Below are 23911 nucleotides of genomic sequence, written 5' to 3' on the forward strand. Positions count from 1 at the left end.
CGAGGATCCCCCATGCATCGCTACATCCTGACCGGCGCCCCGGGCGCTGGCAAAACCGTGCTGTTGCGCGCCCTGGAGCGCGCCGGCCATGTCGTGGTCGAAGAGGTCGCGACGGACGTGATCGCCCTCGCCCAGGCCGAGGGCGTGGCCGAGCCGTGGACCGATCCGGGCTTCGTGGACGCGATCGTGTGTCTGCAGAAGCAGCGCGAGGCGCGGGCCATCGGCGAGGTCGTGTTCTTCGACCGCTCGCCGGTCTGCGCCCTGGCCCTGGCGCGGTTCCTGGGTCATCCGGTTTCGCCGCTGCTGCGGGCCGAGCTCGAGCGGATCGAGGGGCTCTACCAGAGGCGGGTGTTCCTGGTGCGGGGGCTGGGCTTCATCACGCCCACCGCCGCGCGGCGGATCAGCCTGGAGGAGGCGCGGCGGTTCGAGGCCGTGCATGAAGAGGCTTATCGGGAACTGGGCTACACGCTGATCCCGATCGCGCCGGGCGCGCCCGCCGAGCGGGCGGCGGCGGTGCTGGCCAGCATTACCGAACCTTAAGTAGCCCTCGCCGAACGCCTGGCCTCACATGCCGGCGTTGTTGGCTCAGGGGCTTTTCATGTCGTTCATTTCCCGCATCGCCGTCGGCGCCGCGCTCGCGTTCGCCGTCACGGCTTCCGCGCAGGCCGCCGTCACCCCGGTTCCCGTCGGCCAGCCGCTGGCGCGGTTCGACAAGCTGCAGCCCGCCACCCATCGCTATCTGCGCTACCGCCAGATGGGCGACACCATCACGCCGCTGGACGTCTGGACCCGCGAGATCCGCGTCGAGCCCGACAAGGCCGGGGTCAAGCGCCTGCACATCGTCCAGCACTGGGACGGCTCGACGCCGGGCGTGGTGAAAAAGCTCGACAGCTGGTTCGAGCTGGGGACCTTCCGGCCCTACAGCCACGAGCGCCGCACCACCGGCAAGGACGGCCAGACCAAGATCGAAGGCTTCGACTTCAAGCCCGACCGCATCGTCGGGCTGAAGGATCTGGAGGCCAACACGACGGCCGCCTACGACGTGGCCTCGCCGCAGCCGGCCTTCAATTTCGAGACCGACATGGAGTTCCTGCAGGCCCTGCCGCTGGCCAAGGGCTACGAGGCCTCGATCGTCTTCCACCATCCGGGCGGCGAGGCCCCGGCGGCCTATGTGTTCAAGGTCACCGGCAGCGAAGTCCTGACCAGCTCGGCCGGCGGCAAGGTCGACTGCTGGGTGGTGACCACCGACTACAACCACCCCGAAATGAAGCCGACGACCTTCTGGTTGGCCAAGGACAGCCAGGTGGTGATCAAGAACGTCTCGATCGCGCCGGACGGCTCGACGTGGGTGAAGACGCTGTTGTGGTAGCCAAAAATTCCGTTTCCCCGGCGAAGGCCGGGGCCCAGATCGAACCCACGAGCGCATATTATCCTGACAGGTCGATAGGCGCGAACACCCCAGCCACTCCGGATGAATCTGGGCCCCGGCTTTCGCCGGGGAGACGGGGCGGGGTAGGTGGCTAAATCACCGCCCTAGACCGCTCCGAGACCTCGCTCGACAGCGCGCTGGCGACGATCTCCAGGCCCCGGCGCAGAACCTCGCGGTCCGGAACCGCGCCCAGGCAGACGCGGACGCCGCTCTCGTGGCCGGCCTCGACGACGGGCGCCGAGGGCGGGGTGACCTCGGCCCCGCCGCGCAGGGCGCGGCCGGCCAGGCGCTCGGCCTCCAGCTCGCTCATCGGCAGCCAGATGTGCGGCGCGGTCTCGGCATAGACGGTCTCCATGGCCGGCCCCAGGAGATCCCGCGCCATGGCCATGCGGACGCGCGCCTCGTCGCGGGTCTCGGCCAGGATGGCGTCGGCCGAGCCGTCCTCGATCCACTGGGTGGCGATCAGCCCGCCGAAGGCCGGCGGCGCGTAGACCGACACCCGCACCGCGTCCAGCACCCGCTCGAAGGTCTCGGCCGCCGGCACGACCAGGAAGCCGGCGCGCAGGCCCGGGGCCAGGGTCTTGGAGACGCCCGAGACGTGGAAGGTCCGCTCCGGCGCCAGCATGGCGAACGGCGGCGGCGCGCCGTCGGCATAGGCGCCGTAGATGTCGTCCTCGACCAGGGTCAGGTCGTGCTTGCGGGCGAGGGCGACGATGGCGTCGCGGCGCGCGCGGCTCATGATCCGGCCCGTCGGGTTCTGCAGGGTCGGCAGCACGGCCAGCACCCGCGCGCCGGTCGTGAGGATCGCTTCTTCCAGGGCGTCGGGGCGCAGGCCCTCGGCGTCCATCGCCAGGCCTCGGACACGCCAGCCGCTGTGCAGGGCCAGGGTCTTGAGGCCGTGATAGGCCAGACACTCGGTCAGCACCACGTCGCCCGGGGCCAGCACCGCGCCCAGCGCCAGGGCCAGGCCCTGCTGGGCGCCGGCGCAGCAGATCAGCCGCCGCCAGTCGACGCTCTCGTAGCTGCTGGTCCGCGCCAGCCAGGCCGCCCCGGCCCGCCGCTGGGTCTCGTGCCCCGCCGGCGGGGCATAGGTCAGGTGCTCCAGGAGATCCGGACGTCGCCGTAGCCGCGCCAGGGCCTCGGGCAGGCGCGCCCCGGCGGGAGCCTGGGCGGCGATGTTCTGGGCCAGGTTGATCGGACCGTCGCGCTCGTAGGGCCGGTGCTCGGCCGGCGCGTTGACGAAGCTGCCTCGGCCGACGTGGGCGCTGACCAGCCCCGCCCGCTCGGCCTCGACATAGGCGCGGGTGACGGTGCCCAGGCCCACGCCGAGGCGATAGGCCAGTTCCCGCTGCGGCGGCAGGCGCACGCCGGGGGCCAGGGCGCCCGAGGCGATGTCGGCGCGCAGCACCGCCACCAGCCGCTCGTAGAGCGGGGCGTCACCCTCGGGAATTGTCGGTGTCCAGGCCACGGGGCGTCGCGCGTCTCGTTTATTGTCATGATGACAATATGCAATTTGACTCACGATACAATGGAAATCATCACCATGACACCTCGGTTACTCGTACCGAGACACTTGTCAGGGAGACCGGAGATGACCCCCGAACTGCTGCTCGCTTACGTGCTGTTCTGTTTCGCCACGGCGGGGACGCCTGGGCCAAACAACATGATGCTGCTGGCGTCCGGGGCGAACTTCGGCTTCCGCCGGACCGTGCTGCACATCCTGGGGATCAGCTGCGGCCTGGGCTTCATGGTGCTGGCCATGGGCTTCGGCCTGGGCGGCGTATTCCGGGCCTATCCGGTGCTGCATGAGATCCTGCGCTGGGTCGGGGCCGGCTACATGCTGTGGCTGGCCTGGAAGATCGGGACGTCCAGCAAGGTCAGCGACAAGGACCTGGCCAAGCCGATGACCTTCCTGCAGGCGGCGGCGTTCCAGTGGGTCAATCCCAAGGCCTGGGCCATGGCGCTCGGCGCGGTCACGACCTACGCCCCCGAGGGCAGCGGCTGGACCCTCGTGCCGCTGCTGGCCGGAACCTTCATGCTGATCGGCGCGCCGTGCAGCGCGGCCTGGGCGGGGTTCGGCCAGGGACTGCGGCCGTTCCTGAACAAGCCGGCGGTGTTGCGGACGTTCAATATCGTGATGGCGGCGCTGCTGGTGGCGTCGCTGTACCCGCTGTTCGTCAGCCATGAGGCCAAGCCGGTGAGCCTGGAGGCGTTGGCGGACGTGGCCCCGCCGCCGCCGATGCGGTCGCACGGGTGAGGGCCCGAAACCTCGTCCTTCGACAAGCTCAGGATGAGGTTTCTACTGGTGTGGCCGCTCAATAGTCCTCACCCTGAGCCTGTCGAAGGGCGAGGACAGCCCCCACGGAGACTCCCCATGCGCCTGCTGCTCGCCCTCGCCGTCACGGCCCTGCTCGCCACGACGGCCGCCGCCCAGGACCTCAAGGTCACCGTCGCCGGCCGGGACACCGTCACCCTGAGCCCGAAGGACCTGGCCGCCCTGCCCCGCGCCAAGGCCACGATCACGGTCAAGGGCGCGGCCGTCACCTACGAGGGCGCCCGCCTCGACGCCGTGCTGGCCCAGGCTGGGGTGGTGCATGGCGAGCGGCTGATGGGGCGCTATCTGAACCAGGTGGTCATCGCCCGCGCCGCCGACGGCTTCTTCAGCGTGCTGTCCCTGGCCGAGACCGATCCAGTCTATCGCGCCAATCCGGTGGTGGTCGCCGACACGGTCAACGGCCACAGGCTGGACGACCGCGAAGGCCCCTATCGCCTGGTCGTGGACGGCGACCTGCGGCCCTCGCGGGCGCCGCGCCAGCTGGTGTCCATCGAGGTGAAGCCGGCGTTCTGATCCTCCCCCGCGACGCGGGGGAGGATCAGGTCAGCGTCCTAAGCCGTCTTCAGGCGCTCCGGGCCGATGCCCAGGAAGTCGCGCTTGCCCAGCGGCACGCCCTTGTGACGCAGGATGTCGTAGGCGGTGACGACGTGGAACTGGAAGTTCGGGATCACGAACTCCAGCAGATAGTCCTGGCCGGTGAATTGCAGCGTGAACGTGCCAGCCGGGACCACGACCTCGCGCGTCTCGGCGCCGTCGAAGGCCGAGGCCGGGACGCTCTCGACATAGGCCAGGGTCCTGGCGACCCGCGCCTGCAGCTCGGCGAAGGTCTTTTCCTCGTCGGCCATGGCGGGGGCGTCGAGGCCCGTCAGCCGCGACACCGCGCCCTTGGCGGCGTCGGAGGCGCGCTGGATCTGGCCGGACAGCGGCAGCATATCGTCGAACAGGCGCGCCTCGACATAGGCGTCCGGACTGGTCCCGGCGGCCTCGGCGTGGGCCTTGGCCTTTTCGAGCAGAGACGACAGCGTCTTGAGGCCGCGCGTGAGCGACGTCACGGTGACGGTCTGGATGGTGACGGACATGGAAATTTCCCTCGCAAAGCCCGCCGGACCTCTCCGCGCGCGCTGCATCGCGACCTAAGCACGTCCAGGTAAGTTTTCAATCGCCACGCATGACAATGAGCGTCAGCAGCGCGTCCTTGGCGTCCGCCTGGCTCAGGCGCGGGAAACATTCCCTTCGGCGGGGAAAAGCACTAGGAAGACCGACCCTATCCCTTAGCCATTGCGACATCTCCCTTGCGACTGCCCCAGGCCCGCCTCGACCAGGTTCTCGACCGCTTCCGCGAAGTGGAGGCCCGTATGGGCGCCGCGACGGATGGGACCGAGATCGTCAAGCTCTCCAAGGAGCACGCCGAACTGCGCCCGGTGGCCGAGGCCGTCGAGCGCCTGGCCAAGCTGTCGGCCGAACGCGCCGAGCTGGACGTCATGGCCGCCGATCCCGAAATGGCCGACATGGTCAAGGACGAGATCCAGGCCCTGGACGAGAAGCTGCCGGTCCTCGAGCGCGAGCTGGCCCTGATGCTGGCCCCCAAGGACAAGGACGAGAACGCCTCGGCCATCCTGGAAGTACGGGCCGGCACCGGCGGCGACGAGGCGGCCCTGTTCGCCGGCGACCTCTTCCGCATGTACCAGCGCTACGCCCAGCTGCATGGCTGGAAGGTCGAGATCGACAGCATCTCGGAAGGCGAAATGGGCGGCTACAAGGAAATCGTCGCCTCGATCACCGGCGACGGCGTGTTCGGACGGCTGAAGTTCGAAAGCGGCGTCCACCGCGTGCAGCGCGTGCCGGCCACCGAGGCGCAGGGCCGCATCCACACCTCGGCCGCCACCGTCGCGGTGCTGCCGGAAGCCGAGGACGTCGAGATCGACATCAAGGAAAGCGACCTGCGGATCGACACCTATCGCTCGTCGGGCGCGGGCGGCCAGCACGTCAACAAGACCGACTCGGCCGTGCGCATCACCCACTTGCCGACCGGCGTGGTGGTGACCAGCTCGGAAAAGTCGCAGCACCAGAACCGCGCCCGGGCCATGAAGAACCTGAAGGCGCGCCTCTACGACATGCAGCGCGAGGCCCTGGACAGCGCCCGCTCCGAGGCCCGCAAGAGCCAGGTCGGCAGCGGCGACCGTTCGGAACGCATCCGCACCTACAACTTCCCGCAGGGCCGGGTGACCGACCACCGGATCAACCTGACCCTCTACAACCTGTCGCGGATCATCGAGGGCGACGCCCTGGACGACGTGATCAACCCGCTGATCGCCGAGGACCAGGCCGAGCGCCTGGCCAGCCTCGAAGAAAGCTTCGGCTGATGGGTTGGACCCGCACCTACGACGAGGACGAGCCCCAGCGGGTCAACAAGTGGCTGGCCCAGAGCGGCGTGTGCTCGCGCCGCGAGGCCGAAGCGCTGATCTCCGAGGGCCTGGTGTCGATCGACGGCGAGGTCGTGGAAGATGTCGGCCGCAAGATCCTGCCGGGCCAGACCCTGGTGCTGGCCGACCGCGCCACGGCCAAGCTGGAATCGACCTTCACCTACATGATCCACAAGCCGGTGGGCGTGGTCTCGTCCCAGCCGGATCCCGGCCAGGTCCCGGCCGCCCGCCTGCTGACCCGCCAGAACATCTGGGGCGGCGTTCCGGCGCCGATCCCGCAGTCGGGCGACCTGCTGCCGCCGATCGGTCGCCTGGACAAGGACTCGCGCGGCCTCCTGCTACTGTCCCAGGACGGCGTCGTGGCCAAGGCCGTGATCGGCCCGCAGTCGGACCTGGAAAAGGAATACCGGGTCGCGGTGATGGGTGAGCTGACCGAGGAGAAGCTGGAGCTGCTCCGCTTCGGCCTGGAGCTGGACGGCCGCGAGCTGCGCCCGGCCGAGGTCGAGGTCATCTCCGACCAGCGCCTGCGCATCGTCCTGCGCGAAGGCCGCAACCGCCAGATCCGCCGCATGTGCGAACTGGTCGAGCTGAAGGTCGTCGACCTGTTCCGCGTCAGGATCGGTCCGCTGACCCTGGGCGAGATGCCGGAGGGGCGCTGGCGTCCGCTGACCGGCGAAGAGCGGGCGGCGTTGATCGCGGGCTGAGGCCGCCCTTCCGGTCGGGCGCGAACGCGCGCGGCGTCACGAAGCGCGGCTCACCCTCGCCGCCTCAACCGTCGAGGCGGAGCCGACGGAACGTGCCTAAGCCCTGGCCGGCTTGCGCCGACGCGGCACGCGGACCACGGCCTCGCCGTCCATGATCAGGTCCTCGCCGACATAGCCGGCGCAGCGCAGGGTGACGCGGGCGCTCTCGGCGTCGATGGCCGCGACGGTGATGCGGGCGATGACCACGTCGCCGACCCGCACTGGACGGTGAAAGGCCAGGGTCTGGGACAGATAGATCGCCCCGGCTCCGGGCAGGATGGTGCCGACCACCGCCGAGCCGAACGACGCCGACAGCAGGCCGTGGGCGATCCGCCCGCGATAGGCGGTCTTGGCGGCGAACGCCTCGTCCATGTGCACGGGATTGAAGTCGTCCGAGGCCTCGGCGAACAGGCCGATCCGCGCTTCGGTGACGGGGACGTGCTTTTCGGCGGTCATCCCGACGGACAGTTCGTCCAGGATATAGCCGCCCGAGGGGTGAGGTCCGATCATCCCACGCCGTTAGCCGTCATGACGCGCCGTGACTAGTAAAAACTCTTGAGTTCAGGGCTTCGGCTTCGGCTTGGCGTAGGGCACGAAGTCGCCGAGGTTCACGAAGCCCTTGGAGAAGTGCGACATCGGCTCGACCAGGGTGACGATGTCGGTATTGCACAGCTGGGCGGTGATGGTCCGCGTGACGAGGATGTCGTCGCGACGCAGCGTGTCGGCGCCGCTCCGAGGCCGGTTCACGTAGATGCGGCCGCCGGGTCCGTTGTAGAGGATCGCCGTGCCCTCGATGATCTCGCTGCTTTCCGTGGGATGCAGACTGATGCAGTGGACCGGCTTGCCCGGCACGAGCCCCTCGAGGCGTTTGGCCAGCTTGGCCTCGCCCTCTGGATTGGGACGGCCGGCGGCCAGGGCGCCCGACGCCGCCGCCAGAGCCAGGACCATGGTCAGACCGCGAACCATCGCGCGCATGGCGCTCACTCCCTATTCGGCCGCGAGAGTCCGCGCGGCGTTCGTGGCCTGGATCTCGGCCGCCTTCTTCTCAACGAGTTCGACGATGTGATCGATCATCCCGTCGTTGGATTGTTTGTGGTCGGGCTTGCCGGCCATGTAGACCATGCCCGCCCCGGCCCCGCCGCCGGTGAAGCCGATGTCGGTCATCAGCGCCTCGCCCGGGCCGTTGACCACGCAGCCGATGATCGACAGCGACATCGGCGTCGCGATATGGGCCAGGCGGCTTTCGAGCGCTTCAACGGTCTTGATGACGTCATAGCCCTGACGGGCGCACGACGGGCAGGCGATGATATTGACGCCGCGGTGGCGCAGGCCCAGCGACTTGAGGATGTCGAAGCCGACCTTGATCTCCTCGACGGGATCGGCCGCCAGCGAGACCCGGATGGTGTCGCCGATGCCGGCCCATAGCATCGAGCCGATGCCGATCGAGGACTTCACCGTGCCGGTCCGCAAGGCCCCCGCCTCGGTGACGCCCAGGTGCAGCGGGCAATCGATGGCCTCGGCCAGCTGGTAGTAGGCGGCCACGGTCATGAACGGGTCGGACGCCTTCACCGAGATCTTGAACTCGTGGAAGTCGTGGTCCTGCAGGATGCGGGCGTGGTTCAGGGCGCTCTCGACCATCGCCTCGGGGCACGGCTCGCCGTACTTTTCCAGCAGCTCGCGCTCCAGCGAGCCGGCGTTGACGCCGATCCGCATCGAGCAGCCGTGATCGCGAGCGGCCTGGATGACGTCGCGCACGCGGTCGGGGCTGCCGATATTGCCCGGGTTGATCCGCAGGCAGGCCGCGCCGGCCTGGGCCGCCTCGATGCCGCGCTTGTAGTGAAAGTGGATGTCGGCCACGAGCGGGACCTTGGCCTCGCGGGCGATGGTCTTGAAGGCCGCCGTGCTTTCGACGTCGGGGCAGCTGACGCGGACGATGTCGGCGCCGGCCTCCTCCAGCTGGCGGATCTGCTCCAGCGTCGCGGCGGCGTCGCTGGTCAGGGTGTTGGTCATCGACTGGACGGTGATCGGCGCGTCGCCGCCCACCTCGACATCGCCGACGCGGATCTTGCGCGATTGCCGACGCGTGATCATGCGCCAGGGACGGACGTGCGTGTGGTCTGCGGCCATGGCGCTAATTTAGAGGGTGTTGGGCAGGAACTGAAGGGCTTCCCCCGCCCTGCCCTCGATTTCCCTACACTCGTTTCCCCGGCGAAGGCCGGGGCCCAGATTCATCCGGTGAGGTTGGGGCGAATGCGCCTACGGCCCGAGACAGGCCCGTGAGCGCTCGTGGGTTCGATCTGGGCCCCGGCTTTCGCCGGGGAGATCGGGTTATTGTTGAGGCTTCGGAGCGGCCACCGCAGGCGCCGCCGCCGGCGCTGGCGGGATCAGCTTGGCCACCGCGGTCTGGTTCGACGTCAGATGTCCCGTCAGGCGGCCGTTGTAATAGACCTCGAACAGCGACGGCTCGACCACGTCGAGGATCAGGCCCGGCGTGCGCGGCGCGCGATAGGCGTCGCCGGCCGAGAGCCAGCGGGTCATGTGGATCGTGCCGTCCGCGCGGCGCACGGTCAGGGAGCCGGCCTTGCGGGCCTGGATCAGCACGCCAGACGCTTCGGCCGGCGTCGCGCCCAGGACCTGGCCCTTGAGCTTGAACGGCGAGCCCACCACGAACTGGCTGGCCGGATCGACGACGCCGGCCTTGGCGTCGGCCACGGCGCGCGCCTTGGAGGCGGCGTTGGCGGCGTCGACCGAACCGCCGTTGGCGGCGGCGTCGTCGAGGCCCGGGGTCTTGTAGGGATCGGGCGTGGTCGATTCGACCGGGGCCGGCAGCGGCGAGCCCAGGGCGACCTGGTTGTTGCTGGCGTGCGACTGGACCTGGGTCGAGACGGCGGCCGGAGCCACCTGCGGCGGCGGCTCTTCCTTGGTGATGGCGCGCTGGGCGACGTTCCACAGCAGGATGGCGCCCACCACCAGCAGGCCGCCGGCGAAGATCAGGGCCAGCCGCGGGTCGCGCTCGCGGCGCACGCCGACCGGGGCGCGCAGCTCGGCGCCCTCGTCGGGGCTGTCGGTCTTGAAGCGGGCCACGGCCGCCTCGGCGTCCAGGCCCAGCAGGCCGGCATAGGCGCGGACATAGCCGATGGTGAACGGGCGCGACGGCAGGTCGTCGAGACGCATGTCCTCGATCGCCTCGATATAGCTCTGGCGGATGCGGGTGGCGTCGGCGACGTCCTGGGTGGTCAGGCCGCGGAACTCGCGGGCCGCCTTCAGGGCCAGGCCGATATCGGCCCCCTCGTCCAGCGAAGGTTGCGCGACCGCGATCGGCGTATCGTCCACATCAGCGTCCGTGACGAGATGCAAACGCCTCACGTTGCCCGTATCCAGCGGCATGACCGACTAAACGCCCCCAATATCGCGCCGCGCGCGAAAGCGCGGAGCCCCCAACTCCGTATCTCACGGAAGTCTTAACAACTGTTTGTGGATATCAAACTAAGTAGCGGGATTCAATGTACTAAACGGTGACGCTTGGTTAACGGTCAAGCTTTCGTCACACCGCCACGTAGAGCTTTCTCGCCAGGGTCTCGATCTCGCCGCGCAGCGATCCGCCGGAGCCTTTCAGCAGGGCCTCGACATTGCGCCGGGCGGCCTCGCGATCGCACGACAGGACCATCTGCTTGACCGGCCCGATGCCGGCCGGCGGCATGGAAAGGGCTTCGAAACCCAGGGCCACCAGGGTGAAGGCCTCCAGCGGACGGCCCGCCATCTCGCCGCACACGGACACCGGCGTGCCGGTGTCGGCGCAGGCCTGCTGGATGGTCTTCAGGGCGCGCAGGGCGGCCGGCGACAGGGGATCGTAGCGGTCCGAGACCTTCGGATTGCCCCGATCGGCGGCGAACAGGTACTGCATCAGGTCGTTGGTGCCGACCGAAACGAAGTCGGTCATCGGCAACAGTGCGTCCAGATGCCACAGCAGCGACGGGGCCTCGATCATCGCCCCGACGTCCAGGCGCGACGGCGCGGGCCGGCCGCGCTTCAGCGCCCAGGCCACTTCCTGGTCGACGAACGAGCGCGCGGCGCGGAACTCGTCGACATTGGCCACCAGCGGGAACATCACCTTCAGCGGCCGGCCCGCGGCGGCCTTGATCAGGGCGCGGATCTGCATGCGCAGCAGGGCCGGACGGTCCAGGCCCATGCGCACCGCGCGCCAGCCCAGGGCCGGATTGTCCTCGCGCTCCAGCTCCATGTACGGCAGCAGCTTGTCGCCGCCCAGGTCGAGCGTGCGGAAGGTCACCGGCATGCCGTCGGCGGCTTCCAGGACCTTCTCGTAGAGCGCCGTCTGGGCCTCCAGGCGCGGCAGCTCCTCGGCGACCATGAACTGGAACTCGGTGCGGAACAGGCCGATGCCCTCCGCCCCGGTCTCGGCCAGGATGTCGAGATCGACGGCCAGGCCGGCGTTCATCAGCAGGGTGATCTTGGCGCCGTCCTTGGTGATCGGCGGGGTGTCGCGCAGGCGGGCGAACTCGGCCTTGCGCTGGGCCCGGACCTCCATCCGCACCTTCAGCGCCTTGATGACGTCCGGACGCGGGCGAAGCCAGGCCTCGGCGGTCTCGGCGTCGACCACGACGGGGTCGCCTTCGCTAAGCCGGTCGCGCAGGCCGGCCAGGCGGCCCACGCACGGGATGTCCAGCGCACGGGCCACGATGCCCGCGTGGCTGGCCGCCGAGCCTTCCTCCAGCAGGATGCCCTTCAGCTTGGTGCGGTCGTATTCCAGCAGGTCGGCCGGCCCCAGGTTGCGGGCGATCAGGATGGCGTCGTCGGGCAGCTTGCGCACGGCGTGGACGTCGCCCGACAGGTGGCGCAGCAGCCGGTCGTTGAGGTCTTCCAGGTCGTGCAGCCGCTCGCGCAGATAGGGGTCGCGGGCCTGGCCCAGGCGGGCGCGGTGCTCGGACCGCACGCGTTCGACGGCCGCCTCGGCGGTCAGGCCCGAGCGCACGGCTTCGTTCAGGGACCGGTTCCAGCCCCGGTCGTGGGCGAACAGGCGGTAGGTCTCCAGCACCTCGTAACTGGCGCCGACCAGGCCGTGCTGGCCCTCCAGCATCTGGTCGATCTGGGTCTGCAGCGCCTCGATGGCGTAGGAGAGCCGGGCTTCCTCGGCCAGGGCGTCGTCGGACAGCAGGGTCTCGGGCGCGACCGGCTGCTCGTGCAGCACCGCGACGCCGTAAGCGAGACCTTCAGCGAAGCGCGAGCCCTTCAGCCGCTCGGGCTTGTGCGGCGCCAGCTCGACGTCCTTGAGTTCGGCGGCGCCCAGGAGCTCGCTGGAGCTGACCATCTCGGCCAGCACCATGGCGATGATCTGGAGGTCCTCGACCTCCTCCTCGTCATAGTTGCGCTCGGTGCGGTTCTGGACGACCAGCACGCCGATCGCCCGGCCGCCGCGCAGCAGCGGCACGGCCAGGAAGGCGTGATACGGATCTTCGCCGGTTTCGGGACGGTACGAGAACTGCGGATGGCTGGCGGCGTCGGACAGGTTCAGCGGCCGGCCCAGGCGCATGGTTTCGCCGACTAGGCCCTCGCCCGGCTTCAGCCGGGTGACGTGGACGGCCTCGCGGGCCAGGCCTTCGGTGGCGAACAGTTCGAGATCGCCGGTGGCGCGGCGCAGATAGATGGAGCAGACCTCGGCGACCATCGAGATGGCGATGGTGCGCACCACCATGTCGAGCTTGGCCTGGGCGGGACCGCCGCCGGCCATGGCCTCGCGAATCTGCCGCAGCAGGCTGCGTGGTCCTCGAACGGCGATGCCGGATGCCGCCATGACGCCTTTACGCGCTCCCTCTCGCTGGAACCGGTGTAGCCCAGCTTGAAGCGCCAAGGGTTAAGGCCGGTCCAAGCCTTCCAGATGGGGGCTACAGCAGATTCCGCCAGCGCGATAGCCGGCGCGGACAACCGAACGGCGATTAGGTGTGACCGCGCGGAAAAGCGCCGCCCCAATTTTCCGATAGGGGAAGGGCGGCGAGAAAAAGCGCCGCCCTTGTCAGGGCGGCGCAGTGAGCTCGCTCGGGGAGGGATCGGAACACGAGCGGCGTTGGAGGACGCTTAGCGGCGATAGCCGTAGGCGTAACGGTTGTCGTAGCGGGCGTCATAACGGTCGTTGCGGTAGCCGCCGCGATCGTAGGCGTAGCGGTTGTCATGGCCGTAGTAATTGTCGCCGTAGCGGTTGTCGCTGTAGCGGCTCTCGCTGTAGCGGGGGGCGGTCCGGTACGACTGGCTGTAGCGACGGTCGTACTTGTCCTTGGCGGTCGTCGCGCCCAGGGCGGCGCCAGCGACGGCGCCGATGGCGACCGCTTCGCCCTTGCCGTGACCCAAGGCCGCGCCGGCGATGCCGCCGATCAGAGCGCCGACCACGGCGCGATCGGTCTTCTCGCCGGCGAAGGCGGCCGAGGCGGGGGCGACCAGCGCGCCGGTGATGGCGACGGCGACGACGGTCTTGGTGAACTTGCCGATGGTCTTCATGGCGGGGCTCCTGTTCCAGAAGCGTCGCCCCCTTTCCCGAAGATGAGACTGGGCGGCGCTGTTGAATGTTGTTTTAGAGGGGCCCGCCTGAACCTGATTTGAACCGCGCTGTTCAGGTTCGCTTCATGTTGAGAAAGCCTTCGGGGCGCCAAAAAGCTTGGGGGGTTACGCGACCAACACTTCCCTCGCCGGCCGATGCAGCCGCACCGACCACAGCACGCCGGCCAGCATCAGCACGATCGCCGCCGTCTCCAGCCCACGCGGCCAGCGGCCCTCGTACAGGAAGCCGTAGAGCAGCGCGAACAGGGTCTCGAACACGATCAGCTGGCCCGACAGGCTGAGCGGCAGCAGGCGGCTGGCCGCGTTCCACAGGCCGTTGCCAATCACCGAGGCACCGATCGCGACGGCGAAACTGACCATCCAGAACCAGCCCCAAGCTTCAGGGGTATGGGCCGCCGGCGCGTGGGCCTCGCCGCCCAGGGCGAAGGCTGGGATCACCAGCGCCAGCGACAGCAGGCCGGTGGCCAGGCCCGTCAGCAGCGACCACTCGTGGCTGGTGAACTTCGGCGTCGCGGCCAGGCGGCGGGCGTTCCAGGCGGCGTAGGCGGTCCACATCGCCAGGGCCAGGGTCGCGCCCAGCACGCCGACGATCTGCCGCGCGACGCCGACGCCCTGGCTCTCAGTGAACACCGAAACATTGATGCAGACCCCGCCGGCCACGACCAGCGCCAGCGGCGCGGCCAGATGGCGGAGCGCCACGCCCTCCCCTGGCTTCGCCCCGACCAGGGTCACGGTCACGGGCAGCAGGCCGATGATCAGCGAGGCCAGGGCCACGCCCGCGCTCTGCACCGACACCGACAGACCGACATAGTAGATCAGGTTGCCCAGCAGGCTCAGGGCGGCCAGGTCCCGCCAGTCCTTGCCGGTCATCTTGCCCATCACCGTCTTCCAGCTCGGGGCCAGCAGCACGGCCGACGCCAGGCCGTAGGCGATGTAGCGCCCGGCCGTCATCTGCAGCGGCGTGAAGGCGGCCAGCAGCTTCGGCGCCAGGAACACCCCGCCCCAGAACGCGCCGGCGATCAGGCCGAACAGCAGGCCCAGAAGGAGGTTGCGGGAGGTGCTCATGCGTCCGGGTTAGCAGGCCCGGCGGCGCCTGGCTTGGCGAAAACTCCCGGAGGTTTGGCGGTTTCTATTACAGGTTGACTCGAAGGTAGAGTGATGGCCTCATCCAACCTTAGGTAACATCAGGAGGGTTGAATGAAGTCCCGTCGTGAATTGATGTTCGGCGCCGCCGGCCTGGGCGTCGGCGCCCTGATGGTCGCGTCCGCCGCCCAGGCCCGGACGCTGTCGGCCAGCGCCTCGCCGTCGGTTATCGGCGTGGGCGAAGGCGAAGTCACCGTCAGCGTCAGCGGCGGCGTCAGCCCCTATAGCTACCAGTGGACGCGCATCTCCGGCTCGACCGATATCGTGATATCGGATCCCAACAGTCCGGTGGTCGAATTCGGATGGGCCGGCTCCTGGAGCGGACCGCCGCGTCTGTCGGCTTGGGTGTGCCAGGTGACCGACGGCAACAACGACACCGCCAGCACGAGCATCCATGCCGCCTATGGCGGCGCCTGAGATTGCCCACTGAGGCTAGCGCCGCTTTCGCCAGGCGCCGGGGGTGACGCCCAGCGCCGCCTTCATGCGCCTGGTGAGACCGCTCTGATCGCCGTGCCCCGTGCGCGCGGCGATCTCGGCGATCGACAGGCGGGTGTCCGACAACAGGCGCTGGGCCGCGCGCAGCCGCGTGTCGGACAGCGCGCCGTGCGGCGTCGTCCCGTAGGCGTCGGCGAACCGCGCGAAGAACCGGCTCTGGCTCATGCCGGCCTCGGCGGCGAGGTCGCGGACGGTCAGCGGCTGATCGTAGCGGGCCTCGATTATCGCGACCGCTCGCGCCAGGCGCGGGTCGACAGCGCCCGGCGCGGCCGAGAGACCGCGCAGCAGCAGCGGCGTCCACAGGCTGGCGACGCCGGTTTCGATCGCGCCGGGCGCCTCGCCGGCCAGGTACTCGAGAAGGCCGCGCACCGCGCCGGTGACCGGGGCGAACGGCCGCTCGCGCAGGCGTTCGAACGGTTTCATCAGCGCCCCGCCGATGTCGGCGACCACGAACAGGTTCTCGCCCGAGGCGGCGAAGGCGTGGCGCGCGCCGGGCGGGACCACCGCCGCGCGGCCCGGATCGACCCGGCCGCCCCGGCCGTCGATCTCCATCTCCAGCACGCCGCGGCGCGGCAGCACGATCTGGTCGAAGGCGTGAACATGCGGCGGCGCGTCCTCGCCATAGCGGCGGAACGACAGTTCGGCGGGGGCTGAGAGGTGGTGGCCCATGACGGCTACCCTACCCCATTCCGATCTTCCCGGCTTTCGCCGGGGGAAACAGAGGCGGGGAGTTCGGGCTACCCGTGCCCCGGCAGGGCCAGCGGCTCGTCGGCGTCGGCCACCAGCTTGCGGGCCTGTTCCAGCGCCGCGTCGATGTCGGTCTCGATGAACTCGACCTCGAGATCGGTCAGCGGGTGCGGGGCGGCGACGACGTTGCGCAGATAGGCGCGCTTTTCCGCCTTGGTCATGGTCCACCAGCCGACCGTATGGCCTTCCTCGATGACCGCGTCGCCCATGGCCAGCAGGTCGTCGGTGTCGAAGATCGGCTGGCCGGGCTTTTCCGGGAACCACTGGCCGTCGTCCGGCAGGGCCTGGTCCAGCTGGTTCAGCAGCGCCGCCAGCCACGGGCTGATCAGCAGCGGCTTCTCGTAGCCGTCGCCGAACTTGGCGCGCAGCAGCAGATCGTAGAGCAGGTCCAGACCGGCGTCGCCGTGGAAGGTGACGGTCTTGGCGTCGGGATCGAACTTGAAGACGTCGGGCATGGGGGCTCCGTGGGCTGGCGCCCTCATAACGTCCGAACGCGACGTTTTGTAGAAGGAAGATGGCGGTGAAGCCCCCTCCGACCGCTTCGCGGCCACCTCCCCCATGAAGGGGGAGGAGAACCTAAGCGTGCTCCCCCTTTATGGGGGAGCTGTCGGCGAAGCCGACTGAGGGGGCCGCTCAGCCTTACAGCTGATCCAGCCCATACACCGCGTGCAGGGCGCGCACGGCCAGTTCGGTATAGGCCGCGTCGATCAGGACCGAGATCTTGATCTCCGAGGTCGAGATGACCTGGATGTTGATGTTCTTCTCGGCCAGGGCCTTGAACATCGACTGAGCGACGCCCGCGTGGCTGCGCATGCCCACCCCGATCACCGACACCTTGGCGACGTCCTCGTCGACGGCGACGTCCTCGAAGCCGATCTCCTTCTGGGCGGTGCGGACGATCTCGACGGCGCGGGCGGCGTCACGCTTGCCGACCGTGAACTCCATGTTGGCGGTCGCGGCGCTGCGGGCGCGCGACTGCACGATCATGTCGACGTTCACATTGGCGTCGGCGAGGCGGCCGAAGATCTGCGAGGACACGCCCGGGTGATCGGGCAGGCCCAGCAGGGTGATCTTGGCTTCGTCGCGGCTGTAGGCGACGCCCGAGACGATGCGCTTTTCCATGATTTCTTCCTCGTCGCAGACGATCGTACCTTGGCCGGGAGCTTCCCCGGGTTCGACGAAACTCGACAGCACCCGCACCGGGACGCGATGGGCCATGGCCATCTCGACCGAACGGGTCTGCAGCACCTTGGCCCCCAGCGAGGCCATTTCAAGCATCTCTTCGTAGCTGATCTTGGCCAGGCGCCTGGCCTTGCTCTCGATCCGCGGGTCGGTCGTGTAGACGCCGTCGACGTCCGTATAGATGTCGCAGGCGCCCTTCACGGCGGCGGCGATGGCCACGGCGGAGGTGTCCGAGCCGCCCCGGCCCAGGGTGGTGATGCGCTGGTTCGGGGTCACGCCCTGGAAGCCGGCGATCACGGCGATCTCGCCGCTGGCGAAGCAGGCTTCCAGATTGGCGGGCGGGATGTCCTCGATGCGGGCGCGGCCGTGGGCCTCGTCGGTGATGATCGGCACCTGCCAGCCCAGGAACGAGCGGGCCTTGTGGCCCATGTTGCGCAGGGTCATGGCCAGCAGGCCGGCGGTCACCTGCTCGCCCGAGGCGACCACGGTGTCGTATTCGTCGTCCGACTCCGGAAGCCCTTGCGCGGCGCGGCCCGCGCCGTCGGTCCAGGCGACCAGCTCGTTGGTCTTGCCCGACATGGCCGAGACGACCACCGCCACCTGCTTGCCCGTCGCCACCTCGGCCGCGACCAGGCGCGCCACCCGACGGATGCGCTCCAGGTCGGCCACCGACGTGCCGCCGAACTTCATCACCAACCGAGACACGTGCCTGTCACCTCGAAAACCGGTCAATTCTTGCGCGGAACGCGGCGCGAGGCCCCCGCTCGCGCAAGCCGCCGCCTTCTAGCGACCTTGATGCGGCGCCGCAATGCTCTGACGGCTATTTTGGGCCCGAAACGTCCGGAACCGGCGGAACCTGGACCGCCACCACCTGTCGGGTGGCGCGGTTGACGCCCCACAGCGTGCGCTTCGCGTGGGGATCCCCGCCGCGATCCCAGGCGATGGCCTGGCCCTCGAACGGAATCGCCAGGGTCGCGACCAGATCCAGGGTCGCCCCGCCCTCGGTGGGAATGGCCAGGGCGTAGAGCTCGGGCCGGTCGTGGCCGGTGACATAGAGCAGGCCGTCGTCGCCGAAGCCGCCGCCCGAGCAGCTGTACGGCGCCATGCGCTCCAGCACCGCCGCCGGCAGGGCCCAGGCCCCGACGCGCCGCCACTGGTCGTCGAACTTCACCAGGGTGGTCCAGCGATGGTCGCGCCCCGGCTCGCCGCCCTTGGCGTCGTAGTTGGCGAACATCGCCCACCAGAACCCGTCGCGGCGGTCGACCCAGGTCAGGGAGCCGATTCCCGGCCCCAGCGGAATGGTCCGCGTGTGGGTCATCTTGACGGGATCGAACAGCTCGACCGCGCTGTTCTGCGGCACGCTGGGATAGTTCGAGCCCGCGCAGACAAGGTCCTTGCCGACGATCAGGCAGGCGTTCAGGTGCTTGAAACGCACCGGGTCGCCCGTCCACTCGGCCTGCTTGACGCCCGTGGCCTTATCGTAGCGGGCGATCCTGCCGTTATCGACGGCGTAGAGGTGGGCCTTGTCGGCCGCCACGCCCTGGTTGGCCTCGGGCGCATCCAGGCGGCGGGTCTCGACGGTCCTGAGGGACGGCTCCTGGGCCGAAACCTGGCCGGCGACCACGGTCAGCAAGGCGGCGGCGATCAAGGACTTCATCGGCTTTGACTCCAGGCGCTCGACCGGACCCTAGCCCGGACGCATGGGGCGCTCTAGATTGGCTTCATGACGGACACCACCTCGCCCTCCCCCTCCGACGCGCCTTCCTGGAGCATCGACCCCGCCGACGTGGCGCGGTTCTCGGCCATCGCCGCCGAGTGGTGGGACCCCAAGGGCAAGTTCGCGCCGCTGCACGTGTTCAACCCCTGCCGCCTGGCCTTCATCCGCGACCAGGCCCTGGCCCGGTTTGACCGCGACGGAACGCAGCGCCAGCCGTTCGAGGGCCTCTCCCTGCTCGACATCGGCTGCGGCGGCGGTCTGCTGTCCGAGCCCATGGCCCGGCTGGGCTTTTCCGTCACCGCCATCGACGCCTCGGAAAAGAACATCAAGACCGCCGCCACCCACGCGGCCGAGCAGGGCCTGGCGATCGGCTACCGTCCCGCCACCGCCGAGCAGCTGCTGGCCGAGGGCGCGGGTCCGTTCGACGTCGTCCTGACCATGGAGGTGATCGAGCACGTCGCCGATCCGGGCGAGTTCCTGCGCACCTGCGCCAAGCTGCTCAAGCCCGGCGGCCTGATGATCGTCGCCACCCTGAACCGCACGCTAAAGGCCCTGGCCCTGGCCAAGATCGGCGCCGAATACGTGCTGCGCTGGGTGCCGCCGGGCACCCACGACTGGAAGCAGTTCCTCAAGCCCGAGGAGCTGCGCGCCTTCCTGGCCGGCGAGCCGGTCGAGATGCAGGGCCCGTTCGGCGTGGCCTACAATCCGCTGACGGGACGGTGGAGCCGCTCGGCCGATGTCGACATCAACTACATGATGACCGTCACCAGGGGTTGAAACGAAGCTGAGCCGGGAACTTCGGCCCGAGGCGCGGCTTCTCTCCGCGCAGGGACTTGAACTCGGATTGGCGACCCAACTTTCGGGGGTCGGCCGTCGATCCGTTCTAGAGGGAACGGAGACTTCTCATGACTTCCAAGACTTTGGCCGCCGTGCTGGCCGCCACCATGGCGTGCGGCGCGGTCGCCCCCGCCTTCGCCCAGGATTCCGCGTACCAGCGCAGCCTTCAGAACTACGACGCTCAGCGCGCCAACTACTATGACAAGGTCGCCGAGTATCAGGAGCGCCAGGACGCCTATGAGCGCGACCGCGCCAACTACGTCCAGGCCCGCGAGGACTATGACCGTCGCTACGGCCGCGGCGCCTATGATCGTCGCTATCCCACCTACGCCACGCGCTACAGCACGGCCCAGTATCGTGAGAGCGCCGCCTACTATTCCGAGCAGGCCGATTTCGAACGGGCCCGCGCCAACTATGAGCGCGCCCGTTACAACTATGATCGCCGCAACGGCGATGGCGCCTATGACCGCCGCCATCCGCGCGACGCCGACCGCTTCCGCACCAGCGGCGTGAGCTACGCCTCGGGCTCCAACTACGATCCGGGCCGCCAGCAGTGGGAGCGTGATCGCGATCGCTACACCTCGGCCCGCGACGCCTATGACCGCCGCTACGGCAATGGCGCCTATGACCGTCGCCACCCGGGCGAGGGCTCGCGCTTCGCCGCCCCCTATGCCGGCGCCTACAGCATCGACACCAACGCCAACGTCTCCGCCGCGAACGACTGCCGGCAGGACGCCAAGAGGAACGCCACCGTCGGCGGCGTGATCGGCGCCCTGGCTGGCGCGGCGCTGGGCTCGAACGTCGCCGCCCGCAACGCCCGTCCGGAAGGCACCGTGCTGGGCGCCCTGGTCGGGGCCGGCGTCGGCGCGGCCGTGGGCAACGCCTCGGCCAAGTGCGACACGCGCGGCGCTTACTACAGCTACGAGCAGACCCAGCCCTACCGCTACAGCGACGGCCGCTACGCCAGCTCCGGCGAACGCTGCCGCCTGGCCCCGGCCCCGACCGAGTACAACGGCCGCGTCGAGACCCGCTATGTCCGCGTCTGCCCCGACGCCAACGGCCACTATCGCGTCGAAGGCTAGTCTTTCGACGACGTAAGACCTGACCTGACGGTCGGCTGCCCGACTTTCTGGCAACCGACCGTCGGCTTGGGCGTTTACGAGCCGAGGGATCTACAAGAACAATTAATCGGAGAGCCCGCCATGCGCGCCCGCCTGAAGACCATCGTCCTGGCCACCGTCGTCGGTTTCACCGTCAGCAGCGTGGCCATCACCGCCGCAGAAGCCCAGCAACGCCGTGAGCGCGTCCTGGTCTGCAACAAGTCCAAGGCCAAGAACGGCGCCATCATCGGCGGTCTCGGCGGCGCTCTGCTCGGCAACACCGTCGCCGGCCATGGCAACAAGACCGAAGGCACGCTGCTGGGCGCCGGCGTCGGCGCCGTCGCCGGTCACGAGATCGGCAAGGGCAAGAAGAAGTGCCACTACGAGTACCGCTATTATCGCAACCGCTAAGCGCTAAGCGCTAAGCAGCGCTGACAGACAAAAGGGCGTCGGACTCCGGTCCGGCGCCCTTCGTGTTTGGGGCCTATGGCGAGCAATAAATCCACCCAGGGATTCATTTCTCCGACAGATCAATTTTTAAGACGCCTTTTAATAGTTTTCGCAACCTTGGGGACATCCGTCACAACCCCGAGGGTGATATGTCCGTTGGCCGGAAGGACCATCGCCAACTGCCACTGGCGGCGCTGCTGGCCACATTCGCCGTGCTGGGCGTGCTGGTGGCGCGCGACGTGACGATCCAGCCCGTCGGCCTGGATTTCCTGTGCTTCTGGAGCGGCGGCCGCGTGGCGCTCGTCGATCCCGGCCGGCTCTACGATTTCGAGTATCTGACCCTGCGCCAGGGTTTCGATCCGGCCAGCGGGATTCTTCGCCCCTACCTCAACCCGCCCTCGGCCCTGCTGTTGTTCGCGCCCCTGTCGCGGCTGCCGTTCCTGGCCAGCTACCTGACCTTGATGGCGCTGAGCGTCGCGGTCCTGGCGACGGCGGCGGCGAGGATCCGCGCGCCGTGGTGGTGGCTGCTGCTGCCGTCGGTGGCCTTCGCGATCTTCTGCGGCCAGCTCAGCCTGCTGATCGCCGGCCTCGTCGTGTTGGGCCTGTCGTTCCGGCGGCGGCCGCTGGTCGCGGGCCTGCTGTTCGCGGTCGCCGCCTCGCTGAAGCCGCAGCTCCTGATCCTGCTGCCCTTGGCCCTGGCGGCCCAGGGACAGTGGCGCGCCATCCTGTTCACCGGCGGCTGGGGCCTGCTGATCTGCGCGCTGTCGGCGGGCGTGTTCGGGCCGCGGACCTGGGTCGACTGGTTCGCCGCCCTGCCGCGCTTCCACGGGATCGTCGCCAGCCAGGGCCTGCTCGACACCGCCATCACGCCCTATGCGAAACTGACGGCCCTCGGCCTGAACGGCGCCTGGGCCTATCTGCTGGCGCCCGCCGTCCTGTGGGGCGTGTGGACGGCTTTCCGCCGCGACGCCGCCTGGCCCGACCAGCTGATCGCCTTGCTGGGCGGGGCGCTGCTGATCTCGCCCTACGCCATGAACTACGAGCTGGCGCTGCTGGCCCCGGCGGTCGCGGCCTATGTCGCGCGGACACAGGATCGCCAGTGGCTGGCCTACGCGGCCGCCGCGGCGCTTTATGGCCTGAACATCTCGGCGGGCTCGCTGTCGCTGATCGCGGCCCTGATCCTGCCGGTCCTTGGCAGGGACCTTCAGTTCACCTCGGTCTTCTTCGGCGCGGGCGGCGGCAGCGGGGCCACGCGCACGCCGTCCTCGACCAGCGCCTTGACCTCGGTCGGCGAGGCCTCGCCGTAGATGCCGCGCTCCTCGGACTTGCCCTCGTGGATGGCGCGCGCCTCCTTGGCGAAGGCGTCGCCGACATAGTCGAAATTGTCCTCCACGTGGCGGCGGACCTCGCCCATGGCCGTCATCATCATCTCGCGCATCTTCGGATCGACGGCCGGCGCGGCGCTTTGCGCCTTCGTGCCCGCCACGGCTGGAGCCATGATCTGCTTGGAGACGCCGCGCGAGCCGCACAGCGGACATTCGACGAGGCCCCGCGCGGCCTGGTCGTCATAGTCCGACGACGAGCCGAACCAGCCTTCGAACTCATGGGCCGCGTCGCACTGAAGCGCGTACTTGATCATGGGCTATAGATGGCGAGCTTTAGGGGCCGACGAAAGGCCTGGCGTTTTGAAGGACCGGGATCGCCGCCCGCGCCGACAGGGCGGCGGGCAGGTCGAGCTCGGCTATCAGCACGCCGGGCTCATCGTGGTCAAGCTTGGCGATCACCTCGCCCCACGGCCCGACGACGATCGAGCGGCCCCAGGTGCCGCGGCCGTCCTCGTGGAAGCCGCCCTGCGCCGCGGCGATGACGAACGAGCCGGTCTCGATGGCGCGGGCCCGCAGCAGCACGTCCCAGTGCGCCTCGCCCGTCGGACGGGTGAAGGCGGCCGGCGCGGTGATCACCGTCGCTCCGGCCAGGGCCAGGGCGCGATGCAGGGCCGGAAAGCGCATGTCGTAGCAGATGGTCAGGCCGAACGTGGCGAGCGGCGTGTCCACCACCACGGCCTTGTCGCCCGGCGTGTAGGTCGCCGACTCCCGCGCCGTTTCACCGGTCGGAAGATCCACGTCGAACATGTGCAGCTTGTCGTAGGTGGCGACGATCGCGCCGGTCGGATCGATGACGACCTGGCGATTGGCCGCTTTTCCGTCCTCGCGCCGCACCAGGGCCGAGCCGACGTCGATCCAGGTCCCGGTCTCGGCCGCGATGGCGCGCAGGCCATTGACCACCGGGTCGTCCGCCAGCGCCGTCAGGGTCGGCAGCAGCTTGCTCCGGTCCTTCTGCAGGACATTGGTGCATTCCGGCGTCAGCACGAACCGGGCGCCTTGCCCGATCGCCTCGCGCACCAGCGGCGCGACATGGGCCAGCGCCGCCGCGTGGGTCGCGGGCGTCCGGGTCTGGATCAGACCGACCTTCAAAGTCATGCGGCCAGCATCTGGTCCAGCTTGCCCTCGCGCTCGAGGGCCATCATGTCGTCGCAGCCGCCGATGTGCCGCTCGCCGACGAAGATCTGCGGGAAGGTGGTGCGGCCCGAACGGTCCATCATCTCCTGGCGCAGCTTGGGATCCATGCCGGCCTCGACCTCGGTGAAGTCGGCGCCCTTGTCGGTCAGCAGGGCGAGGGCGCGGGCGCAGTAGCCGCAGAACGGGCGGGTGTAGATGGTGACGTGAGCCATGGAACGGTCGAT

Annotated in this window: 27 protein-coding genes; 11 read left to right on the plus strand and 16 right to left on the minus strand. The window is 69.2% G+C overall.

Annotated elements, in window-relative coordinates; translation table 11 throughout:
* Window positions 1-12: 12 nt before the first annotated feature.
* On the plus strand, window positions 13-540 hold the full coding sequence (locus tag AC07R7_RS03775; RefSeq protein ID WP_494634180.1) for an AAA family ATPase: 528 nt from the start codon (window positions 13-15) through the stop codon (window positions 538-540).
* Window positions 541-598: 58 nt separating this feature from the next.
* On the plus strand, window positions 599-1369 hold the full coding sequence (locus AC07R7_RS03780) for a DUF3108 domain-containing protein (protein ID WP_494634181.1): 771 nt from the start codon (window positions 599-601) through the stop codon (window positions 1367-1369).
* A gap of 151 nt (window positions 1370-1520) precedes the next feature.
* Here the strand turns inward: AC07R7_RS03780 and AC07R7_RS03785 are convergent, their stop codons facing one another.
* Entirely contained in the window at window positions 1521-2897 is a 1377-nt protein-coding gene (locus tag AC07R7_RS03785; RefSeq protein ID WP_494634182.1) for an aminotransferase-like domain-containing protein, read from the minus strand.
* A 123-nt stretch (window positions 2898-3020) separates the two neighbouring features.
* Here AC07R7_RS03785 and AC07R7_RS03790 point away from each other — a divergent pair, with 123 nt between their 5' ends.
* Window positions 3021-3686: a LysE family translocator gene (locus AC07R7_RS03790; protein ID WP_494634183.1), complete on the plus strand. Its 666-nt coding sequence runs from the start codon at window positions 3021-3023 to the stop codon at window positions 3684-3686.
* A gap of 117 nt (window positions 3687-3803) precedes the next feature.
* Window positions 3804-4277 carry a molybdopterin-binding protein gene (locus AC07R7_RS03795; RefSeq protein WP_125156008.1) on the plus strand — a complete coding sequence of 158 codons (474 nt, stop codon included), beginning with the start codon at window positions 3804-3806 and terminating at the stop codon, window positions 4275-4277.
* Window positions 4278-4315: 38 nt separating this feature from the next.
* Here the strand turns inward: AC07R7_RS03795 and AC07R7_RS03800 are convergent, their stop codons facing one another.
* A complete protein-coding gene (locus AC07R7_RS03800; protein WP_494634184.1) occupies window positions 4316-4843 on the minus strand; it encodes a DUF1993 domain-containing protein in 528 nt (175 codons plus the stop codon).
* Between the two features lie 213 nt (window positions 4844-5056).
* Here AC07R7_RS03800 and prfA point away from each other — a divergent pair, with 213 nt between their 5' ends.
* Both prfA and AC07R7_RS03810 read left to right on the plus strand, forming a co-directional pair.
* Window positions 5057-6127 (plus strand): peptide chain release factor 1, encoded by a 1071-nt coding sequence (gene prfA / locus AC07R7_RS03805; protein ID WP_492882728.1) that lies wholly within the window; start codon window positions 5057-5059, stop codon window positions 6125-6127.
* Window positions 6127-6891 carry a pseudouridine synthase gene (locus tag AC07R7_RS03810; RefSeq protein ID WP_494634185.1) on the plus strand — a complete coding sequence of 255 codons (765 nt, stop codon included), beginning with the start codon at window positions 6127-6129 and terminating at the stop codon, window positions 6889-6891. Before prfA ends, AC07R7_RS03810 begins: the two co-directional genes overlap by 1 nt.
* Window positions 6892-6987: 96 nt before the next feature.
* Here the strand turns inward: AC07R7_RS03810 and AC07R7_RS03815 are convergent, their stop codons facing one another.
* The 7 genes from AC07R7_RS03815 to AC07R7_RS03845 form a co-directional block, all read right to left on the minus strand.
* Window positions 6988-7440, minus strand: a complete 453-nt coding sequence (locus tag AC07R7_RS03815; RefSeq protein WP_492882724.1) for a MaoC family dehydratase — start codon at window positions 7438-7440, stop codon at window positions 6988-6990.
* Window positions 7441-7491: 51 nt separating this feature from the next.
* A complete protein-coding gene (locus AC07R7_RS03820) occupies window positions 7492-7905 on the minus strand; it encodes a hypothetical protein (protein WP_492882723.1) in 414 nt (137 codons plus the stop codon).
* A gap of 12 nt (window positions 7906-7917) precedes the next feature.
* On the minus strand, window positions 7918-9057 hold the full coding sequence (gene ispG / locus AC07R7_RS03825) for a flavodoxin-dependent (E)-4-hydroxy-3-methylbut-2-enyl-diphosphate synthase (RefSeq protein ID WP_494634186.1): 1140 nt from the start codon (window positions 9055-9057) through the stop codon (window positions 7918-7920).
* Between the two features lie 201 nt (window positions 9058-9258).
* Complete coding sequence (locus AC07R7_RS03830) at window positions 9259-10317, minus strand: helix-turn-helix domain-containing protein (protein ID WP_494634187.1); 1059 nt, start codon at window positions 10315-10317, stop codon at window positions 9259-9261.
* A gap of 157 nt (window positions 10318-10474) precedes the next feature.
* A complete protein-coding gene (gene ptsP, locus AC07R7_RS03835; protein ID WP_492835723.1) occupies window positions 10475-12739 on the minus strand; it encodes a phosphoenolpyruvate--protein phosphotransferase in 2265 nt (754 codons plus the stop codon).
* Window positions 12740-13020: 281 nt separating this feature from the next.
* The gene (locus AC07R7_RS03840) at window positions 13021-13437 is read right to left on the minus strand and encodes a hypothetical protein (protein WP_494634188.1); all 417 of its coding nucleotides are present in this window, start codon (window positions 13435-13437) and stop codon (window positions 13021-13023) included.
* Window positions 13438-13602: 165 nt separating this feature from the next.
* Complete coding sequence (locus AC07R7_RS03845) at window positions 13603-14562, minus strand: DMT family transporter (RefSeq protein ID WP_494634189.1); 960 nt, start codon at window positions 14560-14562, stop codon at window positions 13603-13605.
* Between the two features lie 132 nt (window positions 14563-14694).
* On the opposite strand from AC07R7_RS03845, the gene AC07R7_RS03850 reads away from it, so the two are divergent.
* Window positions 14695-15057 (plus strand): SprB repeat-containing protein, encoded by a 363-nt coding sequence (locus AC07R7_RS03850; RefSeq protein WP_492882711.1) that lies wholly within the window; start codon window positions 14695-14697, stop codon window positions 15055-15057.
* A 15-nt stretch (window positions 15058-15072) separates the two neighbouring features.
* Here the strand turns inward: AC07R7_RS03850 and AC07R7_RS03855 are convergent, their stop codons facing one another.
* The 4 genes from AC07R7_RS03855 to AC07R7_RS03870 all read right to left on the minus strand — a co-directional run bounded on the left by AC07R7_RS03855 (window position 15073) and on the right by AC07R7_RS03870 (window position 18721).
* Window positions 15073-15804, minus strand: coding sequence for an AraC family transcriptional regulator (locus AC07R7_RS03855; protein ID WP_494634190.1), 732 nt, complete (start codon window positions 15802-15804; stop codon window positions 15073-15075).
* 68 nt (window positions 15805-15872) lie between these two features.
* On the minus strand, window positions 15873-16337 hold the full coding sequence (locus tag AC07R7_RS03860; RefSeq protein WP_492882707.1) for a hypothetical protein: 465 nt from the start codon (window positions 16335-16337) through the stop codon (window positions 15873-15875).
* A 184-nt stretch (window positions 16338-16521) separates the two neighbouring features.
* Window positions 16522-17769, minus strand: coding sequence for an aspartate kinase (locus tag AC07R7_RS03865; protein ID WP_492882705.1), 1248 nt, complete (start codon window positions 17767-17769; stop codon window positions 16522-16524).
* A 115-nt stretch (window positions 17770-17884) separates the two neighbouring features.
* The gene (locus AC07R7_RS03870) at window positions 17885-18721 is read right to left on the minus strand and encodes a hypothetical protein (protein WP_492835741.1); all 837 of its coding nucleotides are present in this window, start codon (window positions 18719-18721) and stop codon (window positions 17885-17887) included.
* A gap of 66 nt (window positions 18722-18787) precedes the next feature.
* Here AC07R7_RS03870 and ubiG point away from each other — a divergent pair, with 66 nt between their 5' ends.
* The 4 genes from ubiG (at window position 18788) to AC07R7_RS03890 (ending at window position 22475) form a co-directional block, all read left to right on the plus strand.
* Entirely contained in the window at window positions 18788-19558 is a 771-nt protein-coding gene (gene ubiG, locus AC07R7_RS03875; RefSeq protein WP_494634191.1) for a bifunctional 2-polyprenyl-6-hydroxyphenol methylase/3-demethylubiquinol 3-O-methyltransferase UbiG, read from the plus strand.
* Window positions 19559-19686: 128 nt separating this feature from the next.
* Window positions 19687-20700, plus strand: a complete 1014-nt coding sequence (locus AC07R7_RS03880) for a YMGG-like glycine zipper-containing protein (RefSeq protein WP_494634192.1) — start codon at window positions 19687-19689, stop codon at window positions 20698-20700.
* Window positions 20701-20820: 120 nt separating this feature from the next.
* A complete protein-coding gene (locus tag AC07R7_RS03885; protein WP_492882698.1) occupies window positions 20821-21129 on the plus strand; it encodes a glycine zipper 2TM domain-containing protein in 309 nt (102 codons plus the stop codon).
* Window positions 21130-21317: 188 nt separating this feature from the next.
* The gene (locus AC07R7_RS03890) at window positions 21318-22475 is read left to right on the plus strand and encodes a glycosyltransferase family 87 protein (protein ID WP_494634193.1); all 1158 of its coding nucleotides are present in this window, start codon (window positions 21318-21320) and stop codon (window positions 22473-22475) included.
* Here the strand turns inward: AC07R7_RS03890 and AC07R7_RS03895 are convergent.
* Genes AC07R7_RS03895 through grxC form a run of 3 tightly spaced genes read right to left on the minus strand, consistent with a single transcriptional unit; the run spans window position 22373 to window position 23899 of the window.
* On the minus strand, window positions 22373-22807 hold the full coding sequence (locus tag AC07R7_RS03895; RefSeq protein ID WP_492835753.1) for a DUF1178 family protein: 435 nt from the start codon (window positions 22805-22807) through the stop codon (window positions 22373-22375). The genes AC07R7_RS03890 and AC07R7_RS03895 overlap by 103 nt on opposite strands.
* A 19-nt stretch (window positions 22808-22826) precedes the next feature.
* Complete coding sequence (locus tag AC07R7_RS03900; protein ID WP_494634194.1) at window positions 22827-23648, minus strand: carbon-nitrogen hydrolase family protein; 822 nt, start codon at window positions 23646-23648, stop codon at window positions 22827-22829.
* A complete protein-coding gene (grxC, locus tag AC07R7_RS03905) occupies window positions 23645-23899 on the minus strand; it encodes a glutaredoxin 3 (protein WP_494634195.1) in 255 nt (84 codons plus the stop codon). The genes AC07R7_RS03900 and grxC overlap by 4 nt, the downstream gene beginning before the upstream one ends.
* Window positions 23900-23911: the final 12 nt, after the last annotated feature.

The sequence above is a fragment of the Caulobacter sp. GW821-FHT05F04 genome, from assembly GCF_059419665.1.

Excerpts from the sequence above, each read along its gene's own strand:
- AC07R7_RS03775 (WP_494634180.1), top strand. The coding sequence starts at position 13 with ATGCATCGCTACATCCTGACCGGCGCCCCGGGCGCTGGCAAAACCGTG.
- AC07R7_RS03780 (WP_494634181.1), top strand. The coding sequence starts at position 599 with ATGTCGTTCATTTCCCGCATCGCCGTCGGCGCCGCGCTCGCGTTCGCC.
- AC07R7_RS03790 (WP_494634183.1), top strand. The coding sequence starts at position 3,021 with ATGACCCCCGAACTGCTGCTCGCTTACGTGCTGTTCTGTTTCGCCACG.
- AC07R7_RS03795 (WP_125156008.1), top strand. The coding sequence starts at position 3,804 with ATGCGCCTGCTGCTCGCCCTCGCCGTCACGGCCCTGCTCGCCACGACG.
- AC07R7_RS03800 (WP_494634184.1), bottom strand. The coding sequence starts at position 4,843 with ATGTCCGTCACCATCCAGACCGTCACCGTGACGTCGCTCACGCGCGGC.
- AC07R7_RS03810 (WP_494634185.1), top strand. The coding sequence starts at position 6,127 with ATGGGTTGGACCCGCACCTACGACGAGGACGAGCCCCAGCGGGTCAAC.
- AC07R7_RS03815 (WP_492882724.1), bottom strand. The coding sequence starts at position 7,440 with ATGATCGGACCTCACCCCTCGGGCGGCTATATCCTGGACGAACTGTCC.
- AC07R7_RS03820 (WP_492882723.1), bottom strand. The coding sequence starts at position 7,905 with ATGCGCGCGATGGTTCGCGGTCTGACCATGGTCCTGGCTCTGGCGGCG.
- ispG (WP_494634186.1), bottom strand. The coding sequence starts at position 9,057 with ATGGCCGCAGACCACACGCACGTCCGTCCCTGGCGCATGATCACGCGT.
- AC07R7_RS03830 (WP_494634187.1), bottom strand. The coding sequence starts at position 10,317 with ATGCCGCTGGATACGGGCAACGTGAGGCGTTTGCATCTCGTCACGGAC.
- ptsP (WP_492835723.1), bottom strand. The coding sequence starts at position 12,739 with ATGGCGGCATCCGGCATCGCCGTTCGAGGACCACGCAGCCTGCTGCGG.
- AC07R7_RS03840 (WP_494634188.1), bottom strand. The coding sequence starts at position 13,437 with ATGAAGACCATCGGCAAGTTCACCAAGACCGTCGTCGCCGTCGCCATC.
- AC07R7_RS03845 (WP_494634189.1), bottom strand. The coding sequence starts at position 14,562 with ATGAGCACCTCCCGCAACCTCCTTCTGGGCCTGCTGTTCGGCCTGATC.
- AC07R7_RS03850 (WP_492882711.1), top strand. The coding sequence starts at position 14,695 with ATGAAGTCCCGTCGTGAATTGATGTTCGGCGCCGCCGGCCTGGGCGTC.
- AC07R7_RS03855 (WP_494634190.1), bottom strand. The coding sequence starts at position 15,804 with ATGGGCCACCACCTCTCAGCCCCCGCCGAACTGTCGTTCCGCCGCTAT.
- AC07R7_RS03860 (WP_492882707.1), bottom strand. The coding sequence starts at position 16,337 with ATGCCCGACGTCTTCAAGTTCGATCCCGACGCCAAGACCGTCACCTTC.
- AC07R7_RS03870 (WP_492835741.1), bottom strand. The coding sequence starts at position 18,721 with ATGAAGTCCTTGATCGCCGCCGCCTTGCTGACCGTGGTCGCCGGCCAG.
- ubiG (WP_494634191.1), top strand. The coding sequence starts at position 18,788 with ATGACGGACACCACCTCGCCCTCCCCCTCCGACGCGCCTTCCTGGAGC.
- AC07R7_RS03880 (WP_494634192.1), top strand. The coding sequence starts at position 19,687 with ATGACTTCCAAGACTTTGGCCGCCGTGCTGGCCGCCACCATGGCGTGC.
- AC07R7_RS03885 (WP_492882698.1), top strand. The coding sequence starts at position 20,821 with ATGCGCGCCCGCCTGAAGACCATCGTCCTGGCCACCGTCGTCGGTTTC.
- AC07R7_RS03890 (WP_494634193.1), top strand. The coding sequence starts at position 21,318 with ATGTCCGTTGGCCGGAAGGACCATCGCCAACTGCCACTGGCGGCGCTG.
- AC07R7_RS03895 (WP_492835753.1), bottom strand. The coding sequence starts at position 22,807 with ATGATCAAGTACGCGCTTCAGTGCGACGCGGCCCATGAGTTCGAAGGC.
- AC07R7_RS03900 (WP_494634194.1), bottom strand. The coding sequence starts at position 23,648 with ATGACTTTGAAGGTCGGTCTGATCCAGACCCGGACGCCCGCGACCCAC.
- grxC (WP_494634195.1), bottom strand. The coding sequence starts at position 23,899 with ATGGCTCACGTCACCATCTACACCCGCCCGTTCTGCGGCTACTGCGCC.